The organism is Micromonospora sp. NPDC000089 (genome assembly GCF_042899365.1).
Classification (GTDB): domain Bacteria; phylum Actinomycetota; class Actinomycetes; order Mycobacteriales; family Micromonosporaceae; genus Micromonospora.
In genome coordinates, this window is the sequence record NZ_JBIAZT010000001.1 from 684,338 (window position 1) to 705,103 (window position 20,766).

General features: G+C 71.2%; 22 protein-coding genes. 8 read left to right on the forward strand and 14 right to left on the reverse strand.

The genetic code is table 11. The features are described from left to right. Nucleotides 1-94: 94 nt before the first annotated feature. The 6 genes from ACFY3U_RS03250 to ACFY3U_RS03275 all read right to left on the reverse strand — a co-directional run bounded on the left by ACFY3U_RS03250 (nt 95) and on the right by ACFY3U_RS03275 (nt 2,930). Entirely contained in the window at nt 95-814 is a 720-nt protein-coding gene (locus ACFY3U_RS03250) for an endonuclease V (RefSeq protein ID WP_387193992.1), read from the reverse strand. Beyond that, nucleotides 811-1,008, reverse strand: a complete 198-nt coding sequence (locus ACFY3U_RS03255) for a hypothetical protein (RefSeq protein WP_387193994.1) — start codon at nt 1,006-1,008, stop codon at nt 811-813. Before ACFY3U_RS03255 ends, ACFY3U_RS03250 begins: the two co-directional genes overlap by 4 nt. Nucleotides 1,009-1,056: 48 nt before the next feature. Then, on the reverse strand, nt 1,057-1,698 hold the full coding sequence (locus tag ACFY3U_RS03260; protein ID WP_387193997.1) for a tetratricopeptide repeat protein: 642 nt from the start codon (nt 1,696-1,698) through the stop codon (nt 1,057-1,059). Next, nucleotides 1,695-2,273: a DinB family protein gene (locus ACFY3U_RS03265; protein ID WP_387194000.1), complete on the reverse strand. Its 579-nt coding sequence runs from the start codon at nt 2,271-2,273 to the stop codon at nt 1,695-1,697. Before ACFY3U_RS03265 ends, ACFY3U_RS03260 begins: the two co-directional genes overlap by 4 nt. Before the next feature lie 62 nt (nt 2,274-2,335). After that, nucleotides 2,336-2,554 (reverse strand): hypothetical protein, encoded by a 219-nt coding sequence (locus ACFY3U_RS03270; protein ID WP_387194003.1) that lies wholly within the window; start codon nt 2,552-2,554, stop codon nt 2,336-2,338. Nucleotides 2,555-2,714: 160 nt separating this feature from the next. Next, nucleotides 2,715-2,930: a hypothetical protein gene (locus ACFY3U_RS03275; protein ID WP_387194006.1), complete on the reverse strand. Its 216-nt coding sequence runs from the start codon at nt 2,928-2,930 to the stop codon at nt 2,715-2,717. Between the two features lie 303 nt (nt 2,931-3,233). On the opposite strand from ACFY3U_RS03275, the gene ACFY3U_RS03280 reads away from it, so the two are divergent. Further along, nucleotides 3,234-3,461 (forward strand): winged helix-turn-helix domain-containing protein, encoded by a 228-nt coding sequence (locus tag ACFY3U_RS03280; RefSeq protein WP_387194009.1) that lies wholly within the window; start codon nt 3,234-3,236, stop codon nt 3,459-3,461. Between the two features lie 100 nt (nt 3,462-3,561). Here the strand turns inward: ACFY3U_RS03280 and ACFY3U_RS03285 are convergent, their stop codons facing one another. The 5 genes from ACFY3U_RS03285 to ACFY3U_RS03305 form a co-directional block, all read right to left on the reverse strand. Further along, nucleotides 3,562-4,095 carry a DUF6817 domain-containing protein gene (locus ACFY3U_RS03285; protein ID WP_387194012.1) on the reverse strand — a complete coding sequence of 178 codons (534 nt, stop codon included), beginning with the start codon at nt 4,093-4,095 and terminating at the stop codon, nt 3,562-3,564. A gap of 61 nt (nt 4,096-4,156) precedes the next feature. Next, nucleotides 4,157-4,447 (reverse strand): hypothetical protein, encoded by a 291-nt coding sequence (locus tag ACFY3U_RS03290; protein WP_387194015.1) that lies wholly within the window; start codon nt 4,445-4,447, stop codon nt 4,157-4,159. Next, entirely contained in the window at nt 4,413-8,519 is a 4,107-nt protein-coding gene (locus tag ACFY3U_RS03295) for a toxin glutamine deamidase domain-containing protein (RefSeq protein ID WP_387194018.1), read from the reverse strand. Before ACFY3U_RS03295 ends, ACFY3U_RS03290 begins: the two co-directional genes overlap by 35 nt. 15 nt (nt 8,520-8,534) lie before the next feature. Next, nucleotides 8,535-8,879 carry a hypothetical protein gene (locus tag ACFY3U_RS03300; RefSeq protein WP_387194021.1) on the reverse strand — a complete coding sequence of 115 codons (345 nt, stop codon included), beginning with the start codon at nt 8,877-8,879 and terminating at the stop codon, nt 8,535-8,537. Beyond that, nucleotides 8,872-9,297 (reverse strand): YbaB/EbfC family nucleoid-associated protein, encoded by a 426-nt coding sequence (locus ACFY3U_RS03305; RefSeq protein ID WP_387194024.1) that lies wholly within the window; start codon nt 9,295-9,297, stop codon nt 8,872-8,874. Before ACFY3U_RS03305 ends, ACFY3U_RS03300 begins: the two co-directional genes overlap by 8 nt. 79 nt (nt 9,298-9,376) lie before the next feature. Between ACFY3U_RS03305 and ACFY3U_RS03310 the strand changes: the two genes are divergently transcribed. Beyond that, nucleotides 9,377-10,609, forward strand: coding sequence for an SUKH-3 domain-containing protein (locus ACFY3U_RS03310; protein WP_387194027.1), 1,233 nt, complete (start codon nt 9,377-9,379; stop codon nt 10,607-10,609). Nucleotides 10,610-10,612: 3 nt separating this feature from the next. On the opposite strand, the gene ACFY3U_RS03315 is transcribed toward ACFY3U_RS03310, so the two are convergent. Both ACFY3U_RS03315 and ACFY3U_RS03320 read right to left on the reverse strand, forming a co-directional pair. Next, entirely contained in the window at nt 10,613-10,792 is a 180-nt protein-coding gene (locus ACFY3U_RS03315; protein WP_387194030.1) for a hypothetical protein, read from the reverse strand. 29 nt (nt 10,793-10,821) lie between these two features. After that, nucleotides 10,822-12,261: an aldehyde dehydrogenase family protein gene (locus ACFY3U_RS03320; protein ID WP_387194033.1), complete on the reverse strand. Its 1,440-nt coding sequence runs from the start codon at nt 12,259-12,261 to the stop codon at nt 10,822-10,824. Between the two features lie 171 nt (nt 12,262-12,432). Here ACFY3U_RS03320 and ACFY3U_RS03325 point away from each other — a divergent pair, with 171 nt between their 5' ends. Together ACFY3U_RS03325 and gabT are read left to right on the forward strand one after the other, a co-directional pair. Then, nucleotides 12,433-13,869 carry a gamma-aminobutyraldehyde dehydrogenase gene (locus tag ACFY3U_RS03325; RefSeq protein ID WP_387194035.1) on the forward strand — a complete coding sequence of 479 codons (1,437 nt, stop codon included), beginning with the start codon at nt 12,433-12,435 and terminating at the stop codon, nt 13,867-13,869. A 3-nt stretch (nt 13,870-13,872) separates the two neighbouring features. Further along, nucleotides 13,873-15,144 (forward strand): 4-aminobutyrate--2-oxoglutarate transaminase, encoded by a 1,272-nt coding sequence (gabT, locus tag ACFY3U_RS03330; protein WP_387194038.1) that lies wholly within the window; start codon nt 13,873-13,875, stop codon nt 15,142-15,144. A 470-nt stretch (nt 15,145-15,614) separates the two neighbouring features. Here gabT and ACFY3U_RS03335 read toward each other — a convergent pair whose 3' ends face one another. Further along, complete coding sequence (locus ACFY3U_RS03335; RefSeq protein ID WP_387194040.1) at nt 15,615-15,989, reverse strand: hypothetical protein; 375 nt, start codon at nt 15,987-15,989, stop codon at nt 15,615-15,617. Nucleotides 15,990-16,113: 124 nt separating this feature from the next. On the opposite strand from ACFY3U_RS03335, the gene ACFY3U_RS03340 reads away from it, so the two are divergent. The 4 genes from ACFY3U_RS03340 (at nt 16,114) to ACFY3U_RS03355 (ending at nt 20,651) form a co-directional block, all read left to right on the forward strand. Further along, a complete protein-coding gene (locus ACFY3U_RS03340; RefSeq protein ID WP_387194043.1) occupies nt 16,114-17,193 on the forward strand; it encodes a hypothetical protein in 1,080 nt (359 codons plus the stop codon). Between the two features lie 288 nt (nt 17,194-17,481). Then, nucleotides 17,482-18,756 (forward strand): GAF domain-containing protein, encoded by a 1,275-nt coding sequence (locus ACFY3U_RS03345; protein ID WP_387194046.1) that lies wholly within the window; start codon nt 17,482-17,484, stop codon nt 18,754-18,756. A 42-nt stretch (nt 18,757-18,798) separates the two neighbouring features. Then, a complete protein-coding gene (adh, locus tag ACFY3U_RS03350; RefSeq protein WP_387194049.1) occupies nt 18,799-20,304 on the forward strand; it encodes an aldehyde dehydrogenase in 1,506 nt (501 codons plus the stop codon). Then, a complete protein-coding gene (locus ACFY3U_RS03355) occupies nt 20,304-20,651 on the forward strand; it encodes a DUF779 domain-containing protein (RefSeq protein WP_387194052.1) in 348 nt (115 codons plus the stop codon). The genes adh and ACFY3U_RS03355 overlap by 1 nt, the downstream gene beginning before the upstream one ends. Nucleotides 20,652-20,766: the final 115 nt, after the last annotated feature.

The following is a 20,766-nucleotide window of genomic DNA, read 5'->3' on the forward strand; positions in this document are numbered from 1 at the left end:
TTCGGGTCCGCCGGTCAGGTTACTACCGGGCCGGGACGTTCCCTGGTCATAGAGCGCTCGGTATGTGTGCCGCATTACCCCCGGACGGGGCTGGTCAACGGGCGCGAGTGGCGGTGGCCAGCGCGTCGCGGCAGAGCCGGTCCGCCGTCCGGGTGGTCTCCGGCAGCCGGTGGCGCGGGGTCAGCGCCAGCACCTGGGCGGTCGCGTTGTCGAGACTCATCCGGTGCCCGACGCTGACGAAGACCGGCTTCACCCCGTCCCGGGTTCGCAGCACCCGCCCGACCACCTCACCCCGGTGCACCAGCGGGCTACCGTCCCCCCGGCGCGAACCCGGCGCCGTCCACTCGCCGACCAGCGGGGTCTTGCCGACCCCGATCGTCGGCAGCCCGGTGACCACCCCGAGGTGGCAGGCCAACCCGAACCGGCGCGGGTGGGCCAACCCGTGCCCGTCGCAGACCAGCAGCTCCGGCGGGGTGGTCAGTCGGCGCAGCGCGGCGACCAGCGCCGGCAGCTCCCGGAACGCGAACAGCCCGGGCACGTAGTCGAAGGCCGGCCGGCCCACCTCGACGGCCCGGTCGACCACGGCCAGCGTCGCGCCGTCGAGCACGGTGACGGCCGCCGCGAGCAGGTCACCGCCCGCGGCGTACGCGACGTCGAGGCCGGCCACCGTCGCCGGCCGGCGCGGTCCCGGCCCGACCAGGTCGACCAGCGGCCGCAACCGGTCCTGTACGGCCACCGCCTCGGCGACCGTCGCCGGCGACCCGATCTCGACCGACCCGATCTCGACCGACCCGATCCCACCTGGCCCGGTCACGACGGGTCGTCGGCGCCGTCGCGCTCGGCCCGGTCGCGGGTGGCGCCGAAGGCCACCGCGAACGCCGTCCCGATCGCGATGCCGAACGCGGTGCCGGAGACGTTCCGAAAGGCGGCGAGGCCGATCATCAGGCCCAGCGTCAGGCCGACGATCCAGGCGGAGGAGCGGGACATCGGGGTACGGGAGCCGGCCATCGCCCGATGCTAGCCCGGCCCGTCACCGGCCCACCCGGCGTCGGCGGGTCAACGGGCGAGGGCCTGCCGCGCCTCGTCGACCCAGCCAAGAACGCCCACCGCATCGCTCGCTTCGGCGGTTTCCGTAGCCTCCTGGAGCAACGTGTGGGCCTCCTCCCGCCGGTCACCCTCGATCGCGAGGAACGCCAGCGCCACCAGGTTCGCGGCGACGCCCGGCTGGAAGCCGATCTCCCGGCGCAGGCGGGTGGACTCCTCCATCAACTGCCGTGCGGTGTCGAGGTGCCCCGCGGCGAGATCGGTGAAGGCCAGATGCCGCAGCACGTAGGAGAGCGTCAGGCGATCACCGACGCGGGCAGCCAACTCCCGGGCCCTCGCGTACGCCGGAGCGGCGGCCTCCTCGTCCTGACGGATCACCTGGTGGACACAGCCGACCCAGAACAGCGCCTCGCCCTCGCCACGGGCGTCGCCGAGTTCCCGGTAGAGCGCGACGGCCCGCTCGAAGAGCGGCAGCTCACGTGGGTCCTCGCTCTGGTCGTCGAGGAACCGGGCGTGCAGGAGCCGCCCGCGGGCCAGCGCGAGATCGGCCTCCACACCGTTCAGTTCCCGCTCGGCCTCGCCGAGCACGGCGGCGTCACCGCCGAAGACCGCCCGCTGGTACGCCTCGTTCGCGCGGTCGAGCCGGCCCGTCACTGGCCCACCCGGCCGTCGATGCGCTCGCGGAGCAGGTCGGCGTGCCCGCAGTGCCGGGCGTACTCCTCGATCATGTGCACCAGGACCTCGCGCAGGGTGATCTCCCCGCCGTCGTGGGTGCCCTTGACGTCCAGGTCGGCGGCGTCGGCGACGAAGCGCTCCGCGTACCCGATCTCGGCCCGCCAGGCGGCCCAGGCCTGCTCGACCGCCGCCGGGTCGGCTACCGCGCCGTTGAAGTCGCCGTCCCGATCCGTCTCGGTGCGGTAGATCCGGGGGGTGTCCTCCCCCGCCATGACCTGCCGGAACCAGTGCCGTTCCACGTCCGTCAGGTGCCGCACCAGCCCGAGCAGCGACATGTTCGACGGCGGCACGCTGCGCCGGGCGAGCCCCTCGGCGTCCAGGTCGGCACACTTCATCTCGAGGGTGAGCCGGTAGTCGCGCAGGTACTCGACCAGCAGGCGGCGCTCGTCGGTGAAGCCGCCCGGCGACCGGGGATCGTCCTTCGAATCGACGAACATGTTGCCCGAGCCGAAGGTGCGGGCGGGCAGGTCGGCCTCGCCGTGCGGGTCAGTCATGTGCCGACCCTCGCCCAGCCACCGCCGACGCGCAAGAGAAATTCGCGCCGCTCCGCGTCGGCTCAGCGCACCCACCCCAGGAACCGCCGGTGCAGCGCGCCGGCCGGCAGCCAGGCCAGGTCCGCCGCCGCCGAGACCAGGTGGGATCCCATGTAGAGGGCCAGCGAGACCGGCGCCCGATCGAACTCGGCGCGCAACTCCCGCCGCCGGGTCTCGCACGGCCAGGGCAGGCCGCAGCCGCCACAGCTCCACGTCGGCGGCACCGGCCCGTGGGTGGTCACCGCACGCCACCGAGGAACCGCGCGGTCCGCGACCGCGCCTGCCGGCTGGTCGCCCAGTCCACCTGCCAACAGGGGTACGGCGACAGCCTCCCCCACCACGCCCAGCACCCGACGCACATGCCGTCGGGCCCGCTCAGGTGCACCGCGAGGACGAGCCACATCACCTGGTCGGCGATGGGCGCTCCTGCTCGGGCCCCGGCTCCGGCCAGTGCCCCCGGTTGATGGGGATGCGGTGGCGGGCCCGGCAGGGCAACTCCGCGCCGCACCGGCACACCCGCCGCCATCGGCGCCAGCACCAGACCGGCCGGTGCCGGCGGGCCAGCGTCATCGCCACCGCCACGAGGTACTCCTCGTAGCTGACCCGACGGGGTCTCATGCCGCTCGTTCCGTGGTACCCGCATCCCGCTCCCGAAGGTCGGTCCCCTGCCGGCGGAGACCGCGCCGCTGATCGCCCACCAGCCCTCCCCGCCACGTCGCCCGGACGGTGCCGCGGGTGCCCGTGCCGGCCGGGGGACCAGGCCGAACACCCACGGCGGGGCACCCAGCCGCCAAGCTCAGCAACCCCACGAGCAACTTAAGATACAATGTACTTAGCGTCAAGCGCCGTGGCACATTGTGTTGTAAGTGCCCTGTGCGGTGTGGTCTGCTTGTCCCAGCCGCCAAGCTGGGAGCACCACCGATGTCCGAACCTGCGTACGTACGGGTAGTCCGCGATATCCGCGGCCAGATCACCTCGGGTGAACTCAAGCCGGGTGACAAGCTGCCGTCGTTCAGCGCGCTGTGCGAGCACTACAACGTGAGTGGAACGGTCATCCGCACCGCGATGCTTCTGTTGAAGGCGGAAGGTCTTCTCGACGGCCAGCAGGGCAAGGGCGTCTACGTGACGGATCAAGCCCCGAAGACGTAGCCGATCGCATCACTGGGACCGGCAGCCCCCGCCCGCCCGGCTGTCCGCAGCTGTGAGGTTGGCCGGCCGGTCAGCTGCGGACAGAACCGGTGCGCGAGGGTCAGAACGACAGCACCCGTTGCGCGTCGCGGATGACCCGCTCGGACGCCAACGGCTCCCACGAGGCGAACAGCCGCCGGAAGTAGTCGCCGTGGGTGTCGGCCACCGACGGGTCCTGCTCCAGCAGGTCCAGCTCGTTGACGATGCTGAGGTCCACCAACGACCGGAGCTGGGCCGCACTCGGCGTCGTGGCCTCTTGCGTGAAGCGGTCGTACACCGTTCCGGTCGTCGGCAGCGCCGGCCAGGTGCGGTCACGGTCGGAGGCGCCGTACAGATAGACCAACTCCTCGGCCTCGGCGCCGACCAGATCGCGCAGCACGACCCGGTCGGTCCAGTCGAGCAGGGCGACCCGGAAGCCGTCCGTCCCGTAGGCCGCGTGGGTCAGGCCGGCCGCCTGCACCTCGGCGCCGCACCCGAGCGCGGCGAGCCGCTCGCTGACTCGGCAGAGATGGACGTAGAGGTTGCCCCCGGGATGCGCGATCCGCTCGGCTCCCCGCTCACGCAGCCAGGCCCGTACGCGCTCGTCGGTGCTCATGACCCGACTCTAGGCACCGACCGCCCGACGCGCCGGTCGGCCACAATTGAGCCTGCGTGACCTATCGATCTCCCCGACTTGCGAAGATCATCTCTACTGATGCAGGATCAGGAAGATCGATACCGCCACCAATGCGTGCCGCGACCAGCTCCGCTTGACTGCGCTCCACCTGCTGGTAGCGGTCAAAGTTCTGGTGGTCGTCCAGGAATCGGATCACCAAGTCAGGGTTGTAGACCCACGCGCCTTTGCGATGGTCCCAAAGGATGGCGTCGCCGGTTGCCGGGCCGACGATGAACAAGCCGGCCGGATGGGCCTTGTCATCCGCGCGGTACAGAACGTAGTAGCTCAACACTCGCCTGCTCCATTTTGTCCAGCAAGTCGGGGGATATGGGGAAGTCCTTCGCCGTCAACCCGTAACGACGTGTCAGCTCGGCAAAGCCGCGCCCCTCAGCAGCGAGATCGTTCAGAAATTCCTGCCACACACCCTTGTTGCCGTGGATCCACTTGCCAAAGCTAGCATCCTTGGCCGGAAAGCGATCGGCAAGATCCGCGAGCACCTCCTCCGGCATGCCCATCCTTCGGTTCATGGACAGCATCTCGAGAAAGGCGTGAACTCTGCTCGCGGGGGATCGAGAGGAACGCCGCAGAACCTCGTACGCATCATGCGTGGCCTGCCAGGCGGACCTCGAGGCCTCCGTGTGGATCTGGAGCTCGAACAACTGCCCCTCCGGAGACCGGATCGTGCAGTTGAAGCCATAGAAGCGGTTACCGGAACGCCAGAAATTCTTGCACGAGCGGTCGGCCACCTCGAAGCCGCTACTTCGCAGATCGTCCAGTATCAGGGCGACCGCCAAGCCATACTCCTGACCAGAGGGAACGACCATACAGAACCGCAGCACGTCATTGACGTCGCGCGCGAAGTCCTCCACTGACAAGCCAACCGCAGCAGCTTCATCAAGGAACTTTCGGACAAGCGAATCCAGGCTTTTCAGCCGGAACTCCTTGTCCCGCAGCTCCAACGGGCCTCCAACCGCTTCCGACACCCGCTCACCGGTCGAGGCGAGGGCGCTCTCGACGCGGTCGGCGAGGACCGTGGCGTTTGCGTGAAGACTCTCCAACGCCTGTCGTTCATCCGGTGAGGTCTGCGCCCACAGGACCGACTTATCCGCCGAGTTCGTTGTGCCATCCGGACTTTCCGCAGCACCATCCGACTGCCCGCCTGCCGGGCCCTCAAGGAGGTGCATTCGGTTCAGGTACGGGTCGCCGTGGCCGTGATGGTCGTCCGGGGCGGGCGGGTAGTTGGGCAGATCGGGAAGGACGCTCCAGCGTCCACGAGCCAGTCCGCCCAGCGGCATCGGCAGCCCATCGCCGCCGAGGATCAATACGTCCACGGCTACGACATTGCCGTCCTCCGGTGTGCCGTCGTGGCCGTAGAGCGGACGGTCCGCCAGCGTCCCGTTCTGGGGATCGAGGAAGAGCACGGTCCCGTTCTGATTGAGCGCCACCCAGGCATGCGATCCGCCGCCCTTCCACTCGGTGACCAGGAAGGCATAGCTGCCATGACCGCCGATCTTCAGCTGGTCGCGAAGGTTGCGGTAGCCGCGATCCACGGCTCGGGCCATCTCGGCGGGCGGCGGCAACGGGCCCTCGACCGGTGGCGCCGTCAGACGTTGGAACCGCCCGCCGGTCACCTCCTCGACCCGTCGAGGGCCGTCGTGCTCGCCCATGATCGGTCGGTCGACATCTCCGTGCAGATAACCATCGAAGGTACGCGGCGCGGAGACTCGCGGCCGGCCGTGCACCCACGTGTCGTATAGGGAGAGCGTGCAGTCGAGGCAGTTGATGCCCCGGGTCGCGTCGGCCCTCGGCCCACCGTCGTTCGCCAGCTCGAACCAACCCCCGAGGCGAGGGTCCGCGGTCCGCACGACGGTTCCGTCGGGACTTCGCGGCATCTCTCGTTCGAGGTCGGTCTGGTGCAGCGCCAATGGCGGCCGCAACCCGCCGACCTGCCCGTAACGGCGTGAACGGTCGATCGGCGGCGGATCGTCGTCCCCGGTCAGCGCGGAGACGTCGGTGGTCTCCACTGCGCCGAGCGCGAATTCCGCGACGTCCTCGTTGAGGCGATCGAAGTCTGCTGGATCCGACACCGCGACCGTCTCCGGCACGATTGCCCCGGCGAGCGTGTCCGCGGCAAGGTCCCGCTGGTATTTGGCCTCTTGCAGCTCATCGACGGCGAGCTTCCGGAACCAGCTGGCCATCTCGATGCGATCATCACGCTGCATCTCGATTGCTTGCTGCGTAGCGCGTCGAGCATTTGCCTCGTGCCAGGCGGCAAAGCTCTCCCGGTGAGCCGCCTCGTCTGAACGACGCTTGTCCTCGAACCAGCGTCGTTGCGCTTCGAAGTTTCCCTGGTAGCGGCGTCGGTCGAAGGCTTCCCGCTCTGCCGCCCTGGCCGCGTCCCACTCCGGGTGCCGCCGCCGTGGTGGCGCGTCGTGCGGCCTCGGCGGGGGCGGAGAGAGCGGGGGAACATCGCCGCCCGATGACGTCGTCGGCGTCGGAGCAAGCGCCTCCAGCAGTGGAAACCTCGGATGGCGCGGTGCCGGCCCGCGATCACCATCGCCAACCGCCCCGGGCTGCTGGTGGACCGGCGGCACGGTCTGCGTCAGGGCCGACATCCGGTGTGGCGAGGCAGCCGCCGCCCCCTCCCGCGCCCAGGCCGGCGAGGCCGACTGCCCACCCGCTCCGCCGCCGCCGACCGGAGCTGGCGACGACGCGGGCGGCGCCGTGTTGAGCACCGGATGTGGGCTGCTCGGGTTCGCACCACCGTTGACGCCATGAACGGTCCCGTTCGGTACCGCAGCCGACTGCGGCCCGGGCCCCGGGGCCACCTCGCTCGACGGACCGACCACCCCGGCAGCGCTGCTGACCGCTGTCGAGGTGAGCGTGAGGCCCCCGGACGTCCGCGCCGAATCTGCGGTCGCGGAACTTGCCGAGGCGGTCTCCAGCCCGACGGAGGGGGCCATCGGGCCGGATTGGTGAGCCGGCACGGGACTCTCCGAAAGCATCGGACCGCCCTGCTGATCTGGCACGTGATGGCCCGCGTTCCCAGCCGCCGCCACAGATCCATCGGCCAACGGACCCGGTCCGAGGTCCGCCTTCGCCGGCAACCCTCCGTCGAGCGCAACCGCCGCCCCCACGACCGGGGACGAGTTGTGGTCGACGGGGCTCATGGCGTGCTCGGGGACGGCAATCGAGGGACCCATGTCCGCGCGGGATCCGGTCGGCCGCGGGTGGTCGCCGCCCGCTCCGGCGTGGTCTGGCCCGACCGCCGTCGAGCTTCCGCCTGATCCGAGAGTCGCGGGCGGAGGCGGCGGCACGGGCAGGTCGGTGGTGATCGGCACGGCGAGCGAGTGCAGCCGGTCCTCGAGACGGTGATGCAGTGCCTCGTCCACCTGGCCGGTCGCGGAGCCGCTGACCCCGGAGACCGCCGCGCGGGCGGTGTCCTCCAGCGACCCGAGCCCCTGGCCCGTGGCGAACCCCGCAGCCGTTTCGGCCAGCGTCTCCCCGGTCATTTCCCGACCGAGGTGTTCGCCCGCCTTACCCCACCGGCCGGTGGCATGCCGACCCAGGCCGGCCAGCGGAGCGACCGTACCGCCGGCGAACCCGCCGAGCGCGGAGGCTCCGACGTCCGCCAGGTCCAGGCCGTGGCCCCGACCGGTGCCGTTCTGGTACGCCTGCGTGGCGAGGCTGACCCCGGCTTCCTCACCGGCCTCGAACAGCCCGGCCCTGACCGCCCGCCGGGCGAGCCCCCGCGCCCCGTCCTTGGCCAACTCCTTGGCAGCTCGCTCGCCGGCCTCCTTCAGCCCCTGCTTCAGCGCCTTCTTGGCGAGCTGGGCCATCAGCCGCTTGAAGATCTGCTGGACGACGAACCGGGTGGCGGTGATCGCCGCGCCGGCCGCGGGTGAGGCGGCGCCGGCGGTCAGCACGGCCGCCACGGCCAACGACACCAGTTCGACGACGAGGATGCCCAGCTCGATCCAGACCTCGAGCTTGGCCCCCTCGATGTCGCAGCCGCACTCCTCCACCAGGCGACCGAGGTCGGCGGCGACGGCGATCAACACCGGCAACGGCGCCTCGTCACCCTCGGCGACCCGGCGCCAGGCCGTGTCGAACGCCTCGGCGACCGCCCCGATGCCGCCGTACCCGCTGCGCACGTCACCGGCGGCGGCGTGCGCGTCGTCCCGCGGCCCGACCAGGGCGTCGGGAACGCCGTACCACTGGTCGGCGACATCCCATACGGCACGCTCGTCGCCCTCGGGCCACTCCACGCCGATGACCCAGTCGAGCGCCTCGTAGACCCAACCCGGCAGGTCCCACGGGCAGAAGTCGAGCGGATGCGGAATGGGACTCGGTAACACCGTCACGGCTGCCCCCGTCGATCAGCGCTGGTGACCGTGCCGGCCGGAAACCCCGTCGAGGCGCTGCCCGCTCGCGAGATCCGTCTCGACATTGCCGTTCACGGAGACGACGGCATCGCCGCCCAGGCCGGTGACGGCCCGTCCGACCTGCTCCCAGGCGCGCAACAGCATCTCCTCGTAGCCGCGATACTGCTTCTCGAACGCGGCACCGATGTCGTCCCGACCCCAGGGCCGCTGCGCGCTCGCCGCGGCGATCGCGCCACCGACCGAGCTGCGACGAGCGCCGATCGCTTCGCCCGCGAGCCGAAGATCCTCGCCGCCGCGCCGGGCGCGCTCCGGATCGAGCCAGAGCTGCCCCTCAGCCATGCCGCTCGCCCTCGCCCCGGAACACCGCGTCGGCCCGGCCCAGCAGGGCACCGAAGTCCCCCGTACGCAGGAACTCCACCGAGCCCGAGCCGGCCGGCAGGTAGCCCGCGACCAGCTCCTGGGTGGCGGCGGTCGCGGCAGTGGTGGCCCGCAGGACCGTGGTGGTGATCTTCCGCCCGAGCGCGTGATGATCCCGATCCTGGTAGATGGCAGGGTCGAGCTCCACCGACACCAGCTCACCCCGGGCTCCCACGGTGGCGGTCACCCGGCCATCGTCGGAGCGCTCGGTCACCCGAAGCTCGGCGAGCCGGACCTGTAATTCGTCCAACCCGGACCGCAGCTGCTGATACTGACCGTGCACCTCGTCGAAGCGCGCGCGGAGCGCACGGTTCGCGTCCCGGTCTGCCCTCTCGGCCAACGTCGCCCTCCCCGGTCACCGTCAGTCAGGCGAACCATACCGGGCGCCACGGATCCGTGGGGTCCGGTAGTTTCGAGCCGTGATCGATCGCCAACAGGCCGAGCAGCTCGCGACCGTCTGGGCCCGTCGGGATTCGCAACGCCTCGGCTACGAGTGCCGACCGACCATTGACGAGTTCGACCTCGGGTACGTGATCCGGTCCACTGTGTCCACCGATGCGGCGACCGTTCCCGGCGACCTGCCGACCACCGTGGTCGACAAGGAGACCGGCGAGGTCACCACCTGGCCACGCGTACCGACCCCGGTGGTCGAGCAGATGTACCGCCGCAGCCGGCCCACCGGCGCTCCCGCCCCGCGCACCGTCGATCCGGCCAGCCAACTGCTGCGCGAGATCCGCCGGCTGCCCACCCCGACAACCGTCGCGCACCTCACCGTCGAGGGCCGGACGTTCATCGCCCAGGGCGCCAAGGGCGACATCGAGCTGAACCACCACCCGCTGGTCCGCGCCTACCTCGACGAGCTCCCCCCGGGCCATCTGGTCCGCGGTGGGGGCCGCCACGCCGAGCTGATAGTCGTGTCCGACGTCCTCCACGAGTACGACCACCGCCGCGCCGCCGCCGGCCAACCGCCGCTGACAATGCGCGAGGCAGAACCCCTGCTGTTCGCTGCTCCCCTACAAGTCTTTCGGGTGCGGGAGAGAAACGACCCGGCCGCAGGCGTAGCCGAACGCCCATGCGATTCGTGCGTCAACATGCTGGTCCACTTCGGGGTTGTCGGGTGGTCCGACAGCGCCTTTACCGTAGAGCGGAAGTCGCAGCCCCACGACTCACCTGAACCCGATCGCTTCCCGCCAGAGGTTGCAAACTCCCTGGTAGAGGCTGGATGGCGGCCCAGTCGCGGGGATGAAGGCCTTGCGCTGATGGCAATTCGCGAGGCGCTTGAGGTGACGAGCGAGCAGCATGAACACCCGAGTCTTACGGCGGCCCAGGCCACCCTGAGCAAGTTCCCGGGGCTCGTCAGCGGTCGCCGCGGTCCTGGGCAGCAGGTGTGGATCTCGTGGTTCTCCATCGATCCACTGCATGCCGCACACACCGCCGACACCCTCGCCGACTTCGGGGCCGTCCTCGGCGTACGCCTCTTCCCGATCGGTTCGGAGCGGCAGGACAGCATCCTCGCCGTCGACGAGCGCGGCCGGATCTTCGCCCTCGACCAGGCAGGTGAGTGGTTCCTCGGGGAGGACATCGACGACGCCCTCACCACGCTCCTGCTCGGCCGGGCCCCCGCCCGGGTGCGCGACGACGGCACCTGGTGACGGTCAGGCCCAGGCCGCCGAGAACTCCTCGAACATCAGCTCGCAATCGTCCGGGTCCAGGCCGTAGACCGCTGACGGGGGCGCGCAATATGACGCAGAGGCATATTCATGCCTCTGCGTCATACCGCTCAAGAGCAGATCCATCACCGACCACGACGCGCCGAGACGAACCGCGAACAGCACCGAGCCAGGAGGGCAACGAGGACAGCCGCCTACAGGCGCACCCCGGTCAGCACCAGCACCCGCTCCTCCGTGTAGTCCGCCATCGCCGAGCGCACGCCCTCCCGCCCGACGCCGCTGCCCTTCACCCCGCCGTACGGCATCTGGTCGGCGCGGAACGACGGCACGTCCCCGACGATCACCCCGCCCACCTCCAGGGTCCGCGCGGCGGCGAACGCGACGTCCAGCCTGCGCGTGAACACCCCGGCCTGCAGCCCGTACGCCGAGTCGTTCACCGCGGCGAACGCCGCGTCGTCGTCCGGGACCCGCGCCACCACGAGCACCGGCCCGAAGACCTCCTCGGCGCACACCTTGGCGTCGGCCGGCACCCCGGACAGCACGGTGGGCGGATAGCTGGCGCCGTCGCGCCGGCCGCCCACCTCGAGGGTGCCGCCGGCCGCGACCGCCTCGTCGACCCAGGCTTCGACCCGCTCGGCGGCGGCGACGGACACCAGCGGCCCCACGTCGGTCAGGTCCGACGCGGGGTCACCGGTGCGCAGCTCCTGCACGGCCGCGACCAGCCGCGGCAGGAAGCCGTCGTAGAGCCACTCGTGGACGAAGACCCGCTGCACCGCGATGCAGGACTGCCCGGCCTGGTAGTTGGCGAAGGTGGCGATTCGGTGCGCGGCGAAGGTCAGGTCCTCGTCGGCCGCCCAGTCGGCGCAGATCACCGCCGCCGCGTTGCCGCCCAGCTCCAGCGTCACGTGCTTCTCCGGCACCTGCCGGCGGATCGCCGCGCCGACCGGGCCGGAGCCGGTGAACGACACCACCGGCAGTCGCGGGTCGGCGACCAGGTCGGCGGCCCGCTCGTTGGGCAGCGGCAGCACCGAGAACATCCCCGCCGGCAGCGCCGTCTCGGCCAGGATCTCGCCCAGCAGCAGCGCCGTCAGCGGCGTGGCCGGGGCCGGCTTCACGATGATCGGCGCGCCGACCGCGATGGCCGGGGCCACCTTGTGCGCCACCAGGTTCAGCGGGAAGTTGAACGGGGCGATGCCCAGCACCGGCCCGCGCGGCGCCCGCCGTACCAGCGCGATCCGCCCGGTCGCCGCCGGGTCGGTGTCCAGCCGTTGCAGCTCACCGGAGAAGCGGCGCGCCTCCTCCGCCGCCCAGCGGAACGTCGACACCGCCCGCCCCACCTCGGCCCGGGCCCACTTGATCGGCTTGCCGTTCTCGGCCGTGATCAGGGCGGCGACCTCGTCGGCCCGTTCCGCGAGCCGTCTCGACACGTGGTCCAGCGCCGCCGCCCGGACGTGCGCGGGCAGGGCCGCGGCCTCCGCCGCCACGTCGGCCGCCGCCGCGACCGCGGCCTCGACCTGGTCGGCGGTGGCGAGGGTGGTACGCCCCACCGCCCGGCCGTCGTACGGATGGGTGACGGTCAGCTCGCCCGAACCGTGCGCGGGGCGGCCGGCGACGAAGAAGGCTGTCGGCTCCACGCCGGCAGCGTAGACGAGAACCACCCGCACGGAAACAGTCGCCACAGGCCTTGTGGGCCGCGAATTCGGTAGCCAAGATGGCACCTAGATTCCGAATACCTCCGCCCGACCGCCCCCGGACATCCCTCGAACACCCCCGACCCGCCTCGGCCACCCCACGGAGACATCCCCATGAGCGATCAGCAGCAGCTGCGCAACTTCGTCAACGGCGAGTACGTCGACACGGTGGACGGCGGGTACGCCGACCTGGTCGATCCCTGCTCCGGGAAGGTCTTCGCCCAGGCGCCGGTCTCCGGGGCCGGGGACGTGGACAGCGCCATGCGGGCCGCGTCCCGGGCCTTCGAGAGCTGGCGGGACACCACCCCCGGCGAGCGGCAGAAGGCGATGCTCAAGCTCGCCGACGCCGTCGAGGCGCGCGCCGCGGAGCTGGTCGACGCCGAGGTGCGCAACACCGGCAAGCCCCGCCAGCTCACCGCCGACGAGGAGCTGCCTCCGGCGGTCGACCAGTTCCGGTTCTTCGCCGGCGCCGCCCGGCTGCTGGAGGGCCGTTCCGCCGGGGAGTACCTGGCCGGCCACACCTCCTACGTGCGGCGCGAGCCAATCGGCGTGTGCGCCCAGGTCACCCCGTGGAACTACCCGCTGATGATGGCGGTCTGGAAGATCGCCCCGGCGCTCGCGGCCGGCAACACGGTGGTGTTGAAGCCGTCGGACACCACGCCGGTGTCGACGCTGCTGCTGGCCGAGATCGCGGCCGAGTTCTTCCCGCCGGGCGTGTTCAACGTGGTCTGCGGCGACCGGGACACCGGTCGTACCCTGGTGTCGCACCCGACCCCGCAGCTGGTGTCGATCACCGGCTCGACCCGGGCGGGCATGGAGGTCGCCAGCGCGGCCGCCCCCGACCTGAAGCGGACCCACCTGGAGCTCGGCGGCAAGGCCCCGGTGGTGATCTTCGACGACGCGGACGTCGAGGCGGCGGCCGAGGCGATCGCGGTCGGCGGCTACTTCAACGCCGGCCAGGACTGCACGGCCGCCACCCGGGTGCTCGCCGGCCCCGGCATCCACGACGACTTCCTGGCCGCCCTCGCCGAGCAGGCCCGCGGCACGAAGACCGGCGCGCCGGACGACGAGGACGTGCTCTACGGCCCGCTGAACAACGCCAACCAGCTCACCCGGGTGCGCGGCTTCGTCGACCGGCTGCCGGACCACGCGAACGTCGAGACCGGCGGCGCGCAGGTCGGCGAGCGCGGCTACTTCTACGCCCCGACCGTGGTCTCCGGCGTGCGGCAGACCGACGAGATCATCCGGGACGAGGTGTTCGGCCCGGTGATCACCGTGCAGCGCTTCTCGGACGAGGACGAGGCGGTGCGCTGGGCCAACGGCGTCGACTACGGCCTGTCCGCCTCGGTCTGGACGAAGGACCACGGTCGGGCCATGCGGATGACGCGCCGGCTCGACTTCGGCTGCGTCTGGGTGAACACCCACATCCCGTTCGTCTCCGAGATGCCGCACGGCGGCTTCAAGCACTCCGGGCACGGCAAGGACCTCTCGGTCTACAGCCTGGAGGACTACACCCGGATCAAGCACGTCATGCACAACATCGAGGGCTGACCCATGGCATCCAGCGAGGAGTTGCACAAGCGTCGGGGCGCGGCGGTCGCCCGGGGCGTCGGCTCGACCATCTCGTCGTACGTGGAGCGGGCGGATGGCGGCACGATCACCGACGTCGAGGGGCGGGAGTGGATCGACTTCGCCGCCGGCATCGCGGTGACCAGCGTCGGCAACTCCGCGCCGCGGGTGGTCGAGGCGGTCCGCGAGCAGGTCGAGCGCTTCACCCACACCTGCTTCATGGTCGCGCCGTACGAGTCGTACGTGGCGGTCTGCGAGCGGCTCAACGCGCTCACCCCCGGCGGCTTCGAGAAGCGGTCGGCGCTGTTCAACTCCGGCGCCGAGGCGGTGGAGAACGCGGTGAAGATCGCCCGGCGCGCCACCGGTCGGCCGGCGGTGGTGGTCTTCGACCACGCGTACCACGGGCGGACCAACCTGACCATGGCGTTGACCGCGAAGAACATGCCGTACAAGCACCGGTTCGGGCCGTTCGCCGGCGAGGTCTACCGGGTGCCGATGTCGTACCCGCTGCGCGACGGCGGGCTCGACGGGGCGACCGCCGCGGCCCGGGCGATCGAGACGATCGAGAAGCAGGTGGGCGCGGAGAACGTCGCCGCGCTGCTGATCGAGCCGATCCAGGGCGAGGGCGGCTTCGTCGTACCCGCCGAGGGGTTCCTGCCGGCGCTGCGCGAGTGGGCGACGCGCGCCGGGGTGGTCTTCGTGGCCGACGAGATCCAGACTGGGTTCTGCCGTACCGGCGACTGGTTCGCCTGCCAGCACGAGGGCGTCGAGCCGGACCTGGTCACCCTGGCCAAGGGCATCGCCGGCGGCCTGCCGCTGGCCGCGGTGACCGGGCGGGCGGAGCTGATGGACGCGGTGCACGTCGGCGGCCTCGGCGGCACGTACGGCGGCAACCCGCTCGCCTGCGCCGCCGCCCTGGCCACCATCGAGACCATGCACGAGCTGGACCTGTCCGTCGCCGCCCGCCGGATCGGGCAGGTGCTAAGCGACCGCCTGCGGGCGATAGCCGAGCGCGATCCCCGGATCGCCGAGGTACGCGGGCGCGGCGCGATGCTCGCCGTGGAGCTGGTCCGGCCCGGCACGCTGACCCCCGATCCCGCTGCCGCGGCCGCGATATCGGCGGCCTGCCACGCCGCCGGCCTGCTCACCCTGACCTGCGGCACGTACGGCAACGTGCTGCGCTTCCTGCCCCCGCTGGTGATCGCCGACGACGAGCTGGCCCGGGGGCTGGACATCCTGGACGCCGCCTTCGGCTGACCGCCCGCTCCCGCCCGAGATTCGGCGCCGGGGCCCTGGGCCCGGGCCCAGCTCCGGCTTGTCCGCGTTCTCGCTGAGCCGCGACTACGACAGCGATGTCCGCTGGCCGTCATGCGTTCTTCACTCACCAAGAGATTGACGTATGTCAAACTTTGCCAGGCGGCGCGGTGCGTGCCGTCCGGCATCGAGTGTGGAGGCTCCATGCGCAGACGTCAGAAAGTCCTGGTCCCAGCCGCGGCGGTGGCGGTCACCCTGTTCGTGGGACTGCTACCCGCAATGGCCCGGCCGGCACTGGATCTCACACCCGTCGACGCGGCGGACGCGGGGCCGTGCACCCGCGAGTTCGATGGGGTGGAGTGGTTCTTCGATCCGTGCGTCGCCGCCGACGAACCGCTGCCACCCGACGTGTTGACCGGGATCGAGGAAGATCGCCAGGGCTGGTGTGCCCCCACCACCGTCACTCCGGCCACCTACGCGTACGACCGCACCAGGGCGGCGTCGGTATCGACCTTTCCCACCGCACCAACCACCGTGACCACCACGCCGACCAGCGACCCGAGCCCCACCGACTCCCCCACCCCGACCGAGCCCATCCCCACCGACTCCCCCAGCCCGACCGAGCCCACCCCCACCGACTCGCCGACGGCGAGCCCGTGCCCGGTGACGCCGACCCCCGGCCCGACCGGTTCTCCCGGCCTGACGGCGACACCGACGTACAGTGCGCCGCCGACCGCGACGCCCACGGTCACCGGTTCACCCACCGTCACACCCACAGCCACCGCGACGCCCACGGCCACGTCGACGCCCACCGCCACCGGCACGCCCACCGCCACCGGCACGCCCACGGGAAGCCCGGCGCCGCCTCCCGACGCGTGCCCGAAACGCGACGGCGAGCCGAGTGACAGCCGGCTGCCCGAAGCGGACAAGGACCGGATCTGTCGGCCGGAACGGAGCCCGGCGAAACCGGCCGTGCTGGTCGCGACCGGTGACTCGGTCACCTCCGCGCACATTCAGGTCAAGCATCATCACGAGCCGAAGAAGTGCGCCGTCAACCAGAACACCCAGGCCGACCACCGGGGCCTGCCCGGAAACGACATGAAGTCGAGCTACGCCGGTAAGTACGTCAGCGACATCAACACCAATGTGGTGGAGTACTACAACTTCGCCCGTACCGGCATGACCACCGCCGACATCCTCGGCGCACCGGCGGCATACCAGGACGCCTGCGAGAACCCCTGGGCGCGAAATGCTCCCCCCATCTCGCTGGCCGAGGCGGCCGTGGCCAAGGCCAAGCAGGATGGACGCCAGGCGTACTTCGTAACCACCGGCGGGATCAACAACACCAACTGGACCCAGTTGGCCGAGGGCGTCGCGAAGTGCGGCATGGCCGATCTGATGCGCACCGAGATGGTGAAGTACTTCATCAAGAAGAACCTGCCGTTCAACGCGGTGATTCGCTGGTACGACCCGACCGGCAAGGAAGTCGGCAAGGACGGCGTGATCAAGGGCGGGTCCTGCCAGGTGGTCCTGCTGGAGAACGTCAACGCCGGCAAGGAGAAGCAGGTAGCCGTCGACCGGCTCAGGTTCGAGATTCCGGTCTTCGACGGCCCGGCCCAGTACGCGAAGATCACCCAGGACACCGCCCGGATCACCGCCAGAATGGTCGGTGCCGGCGCGGACAAGGTGGTCTGGATGGGCTACTACGACATCTCGCCGGCGAAGGTCGCCCTGGGTACCTTCGCGCAGACGTACGTGCAGAAGACCAACCTGCCCGACGTGGTCAAGGGGGCGCTGCCCAACATTCCGAACGTCGAGGCGGAACTCGTACCCGACAAGGCGTGGAAGACGCAGGTGCAGGCGTGGACGGCTGACATCAACAACGCCATCAAGGCCAGCATCCTCCCCGCCGACCCGATCGTGCGCTTCCAGAAGGCACCGGCCCTCACCGCCGGCCAGATTCAGAACACCATGATCGGCGGATGCCCCCACCCCAACCTGACCGGGCACGACGAGCTGGCAAAGTCGCTGGACGCGGCGATCAAGAGGTAGGCCACGGCCGCCGGTCCGATCGCACGTCCTGCACGCCAGCCACACCTGGGCCGCACCGGTCGCGGAACGCGCGCCGCCGGTGCGGCCCAGCCGCGGCATCGACACCGGCATCTTCGTCGCCCTGGCGGTGGCCTGCTCTGGTTGGCCGTCCGCCGCCTCCGTCGCATCGCCTGAGTCGCGATCCTCAGCTGATCCGGTGAAACACCAGGGCTGTCAATCGCATGCCGGCACAACCGCTATTGGCGATCACGGGTGAGCTGCGTCACGATGGGCGCGAGGAGGTCGCCGATGGCTGACCCGTGGCTCGCCCTGGAGTTCGGCGCCGATCCGGCGGAGCGGATCGCGCAGGTCGGCGCCGCCCACGAGGCCTTCCTCACCGGTGCCGACCCGCAGCGGGTGCGCGAGGTGGTGCGCCGCTCCTGGGAACGCTCCGCGCTGGTCGACCCGGAGGCCACCGCCCCGGTCGACCTCACCGACGACGCGCTGGAGAGCTACCGGGCGGCCCACCCGCTGGCCCGGGTGCTGCCGATCTTCCGGGACCTGCTCGGCGGGATCGCCCAGGACGGCGCCCAGTTGATGGCGGTCTGCGACGCGTACGGGCGGCTGCTCTGGGTGGAGGGGCATCCGGGGGTGCTGCGGCACGCCGAGCGGATGAACTTCGTGCCCGGCGCCCGCTGGGACGAGGCGCACGCCGGCACCAACGCCCCGGGCACCGCCCTCGCGGTCGACCACAGTGTGCAGATCTTCGCCACCGAGCACTTCGTCCGGCCGGTGCAGCGGTGGACCTGTGCCGCCGCCCCGATCCACGATCCGGCCACCGGGCGGCTGCTCGGCGCGGTGGACATCACCGGCGGTGACCACCTGGCCAGCCCGCAGAGCCTCGCCCTGGTCCGGGCCACCGCCCGGGCCGCCGAGGCGTTCCTCGCCCAGCCGGTCGACCCGGGCGTGGTCGCGGTCAACGCGCTGGGCCGGGACGAGGCGGAGCTGCGGGTCGGCGGGCGGCGGATCCGGCTCGGCCGGCGGCACAGCGAACTGCTGGTGCTGCTGCTCGGCCATCCCGAGGGGCGCACCGGCGAACAGCTCGGCCTGGACCTCTACGGCGACGACCGGCTGCACCCGGTCACCCTGCGCGCCGAGCTGTCCCGGTTGCGCCGGGCGCTCGGTGAGGAGCTGCTCGACTCCCGCCCGTACCGGCTGCGGCCGACCGTGCGCGCGGACTTCCGTACCGTCACCGAGCTGCTGGAACGCGGCCAGGTGGCGGGGGCGCTCGACGCGTACCCGGGAAGTCTGCTGCCCGGCTCGGACGCGCCGGGAGTGGCGCGACTGCGCCGGCTGATCGACGGGCAGCTGCGCGCGGCGGTGCTGGCCGCGGCGGATCCGTCGCTGCTCGCGGCCTGGACCGCGACGCCCGCCGGGGCCGACGACCTGACCGCGTGGCAGGCCCTGGCGCGGGCGTTGCCGCCGGGCGCGGCCCGCCGGCCGCTCGCCGTGGCGCGCATCCGCCAGCTCTCCCGGGAGTACGACCTCCAGCGCGCAACGTTCCTGCAACGTTCTGGAAACTAGCGTCACCGCCGTCCACCCCTCGACGGACGGCGGAGGTACCCGATGACGCGCTACGACGCCCCCACCCACTGGCAGTCCCGCTACGACCACTTCATCGGCGGCGAGTACGTGAAGCCCGCCGGCGGCCAGTACTTCGAGAACCCCACCCCGGTCACCGGGCAGACCTTCTGCGAGGTGGCCCGCGGCACCGCCGACGACGTCGAGCGGGCGCTGGACGCCGCGCACGGCGCCGCGGACGCCTGGGGCCGCACCTCGGTGGCCGACCGGGCCCGCATCCTCAACAAGATCGCGGACCGGATGGAGGAGAACCTGGAGTCGCTGGCGATCGCCGAGACCTGGGAGAACGGCAAGCCGGTACGCGAGACCCTGGCCGCCGACATCCCGCTGGCGATCGACCACTTTCGCTACTTTGCCGGGGCGATCCGGGCGCAGGAAGGTTCGCTCGGCGAGATCGACGACGACACGGTGGCGTACCACTTCCACGAGCCGCTGGGCGTGGTCGGGCAGATCATCCCGTGGAACTTCCCGATCCTGATGGCCACCTGGAAGCTCGCCCCGGCGCTGGCCGCCGGCAACGCGGTGGTGCTCAAGCCGGCCGAGCAGACCCCGGCATCCATCCACTACTGGCTGTCGCTGGTGGCCGACCTGTTGCCGCCGGGCGTGCTGAACATCGTCAACGGCTTCGGCGTCGAGGCGGGCAAGCCGCTGGCGTCCTCGCCCCGGGTGGCGAAGGTGGCGTTCACCGGCGAGACCACCACCGGGCGGCTGATCATGCAGTACGCCAGCGAGAACATCAAGCCGGTCACCCTGGAGCTGGGCGGCAAGAGCCCGAACATCTTCTTCGACGACGTCAGTGCCGCCGCCGACGACTTCCTGGACAAGGCGTTGGAGGGCTTCACCATGTTCGCGCTCAACCAGGGCGAGGTGTGCACCTGCCCGTCCCGGGCGCTGATCCAGCAGGGGCACTACTCCGACTTCCTCGCGGCGGCGGTCTCCCGGACGGAAGCGATCGTGCCGGGGCACCCGCTGGACACCGACACGATGATCGGCGCGCAGGCCTCCAACGACCAGCTCGAGAAGATCCTGTCCTACCTGGACATCGGCCGCCAGGAGGGCGCTCGCGTCCTGACCGGCGGCGCGCGGGCCGACCTGGGCGGGGAGCTGTCCGGCGGGTACTACGTGCAGCCGACGATCTTCGAGGGCGACAACTCGATGCGGATCTTCCAGGAGGAGATCTTCGGCCCGGTGGTCTCGGTGACCTCCTTCGCCGACCTGGACGACGCCGTGAAGATCGCCAACGACACCCTGTACGGGTTGGGCGCGGGCGTGTGGAGCCGGGACATGAACACCGCGTACCGGGCCGGTCGGTCGATCCAGGCCGGGCGGGTCTGGACGAACTGCTACCACGCGTACCCGGCGCACGCCGCGTTCGGCGGGTACAAGCAGTCCGGCATCGGCCGGGAGAACCACAAGATGATGCTGGAGCACTACCAGCAGACCAAGAACCTGCTGGTCAGCTACTCCACGAAGAAGCTCGGCTTCTTCTGATGGGTGACGTCGTGACCGTGACTCCCGCGGCGGCCGAGCTGATCCGGTCGCTGCGGGGGCGGCACGGGCCGCTGATGTTCCACCAGTCCGGCGGCTGCTGCGACGGCAGCGCCCCGATGTGCTACCCCGCCGGCGAGTTCCGCACCGGCGGCTCCGACGTCCTGCTCGCGTCGCTGGCGGTCGACGGCGTCCCCGAGCCGGTCGACTTCTGGATGTCCAAGTCCCAGTGGGAGCTGTGGAAACACACCACGCTCACGGTCGACGTGGTCCCCGGCCGAGGCAGCGGCTTCTCCCTGGAAGCCCCCGACGGCCTGAGATTCCTCATCCGCTCCCACCTGGCCCCCTAACAGTGAGGATGTGCGAGAGAGTCCTCCCGGTCCGGTCTGACCCGCCCCCTAACTGACTTCGGGTCTTGAACGGGATCTGTCGACCGTGGCCGGGAGGACTACTCGTGCACTCACC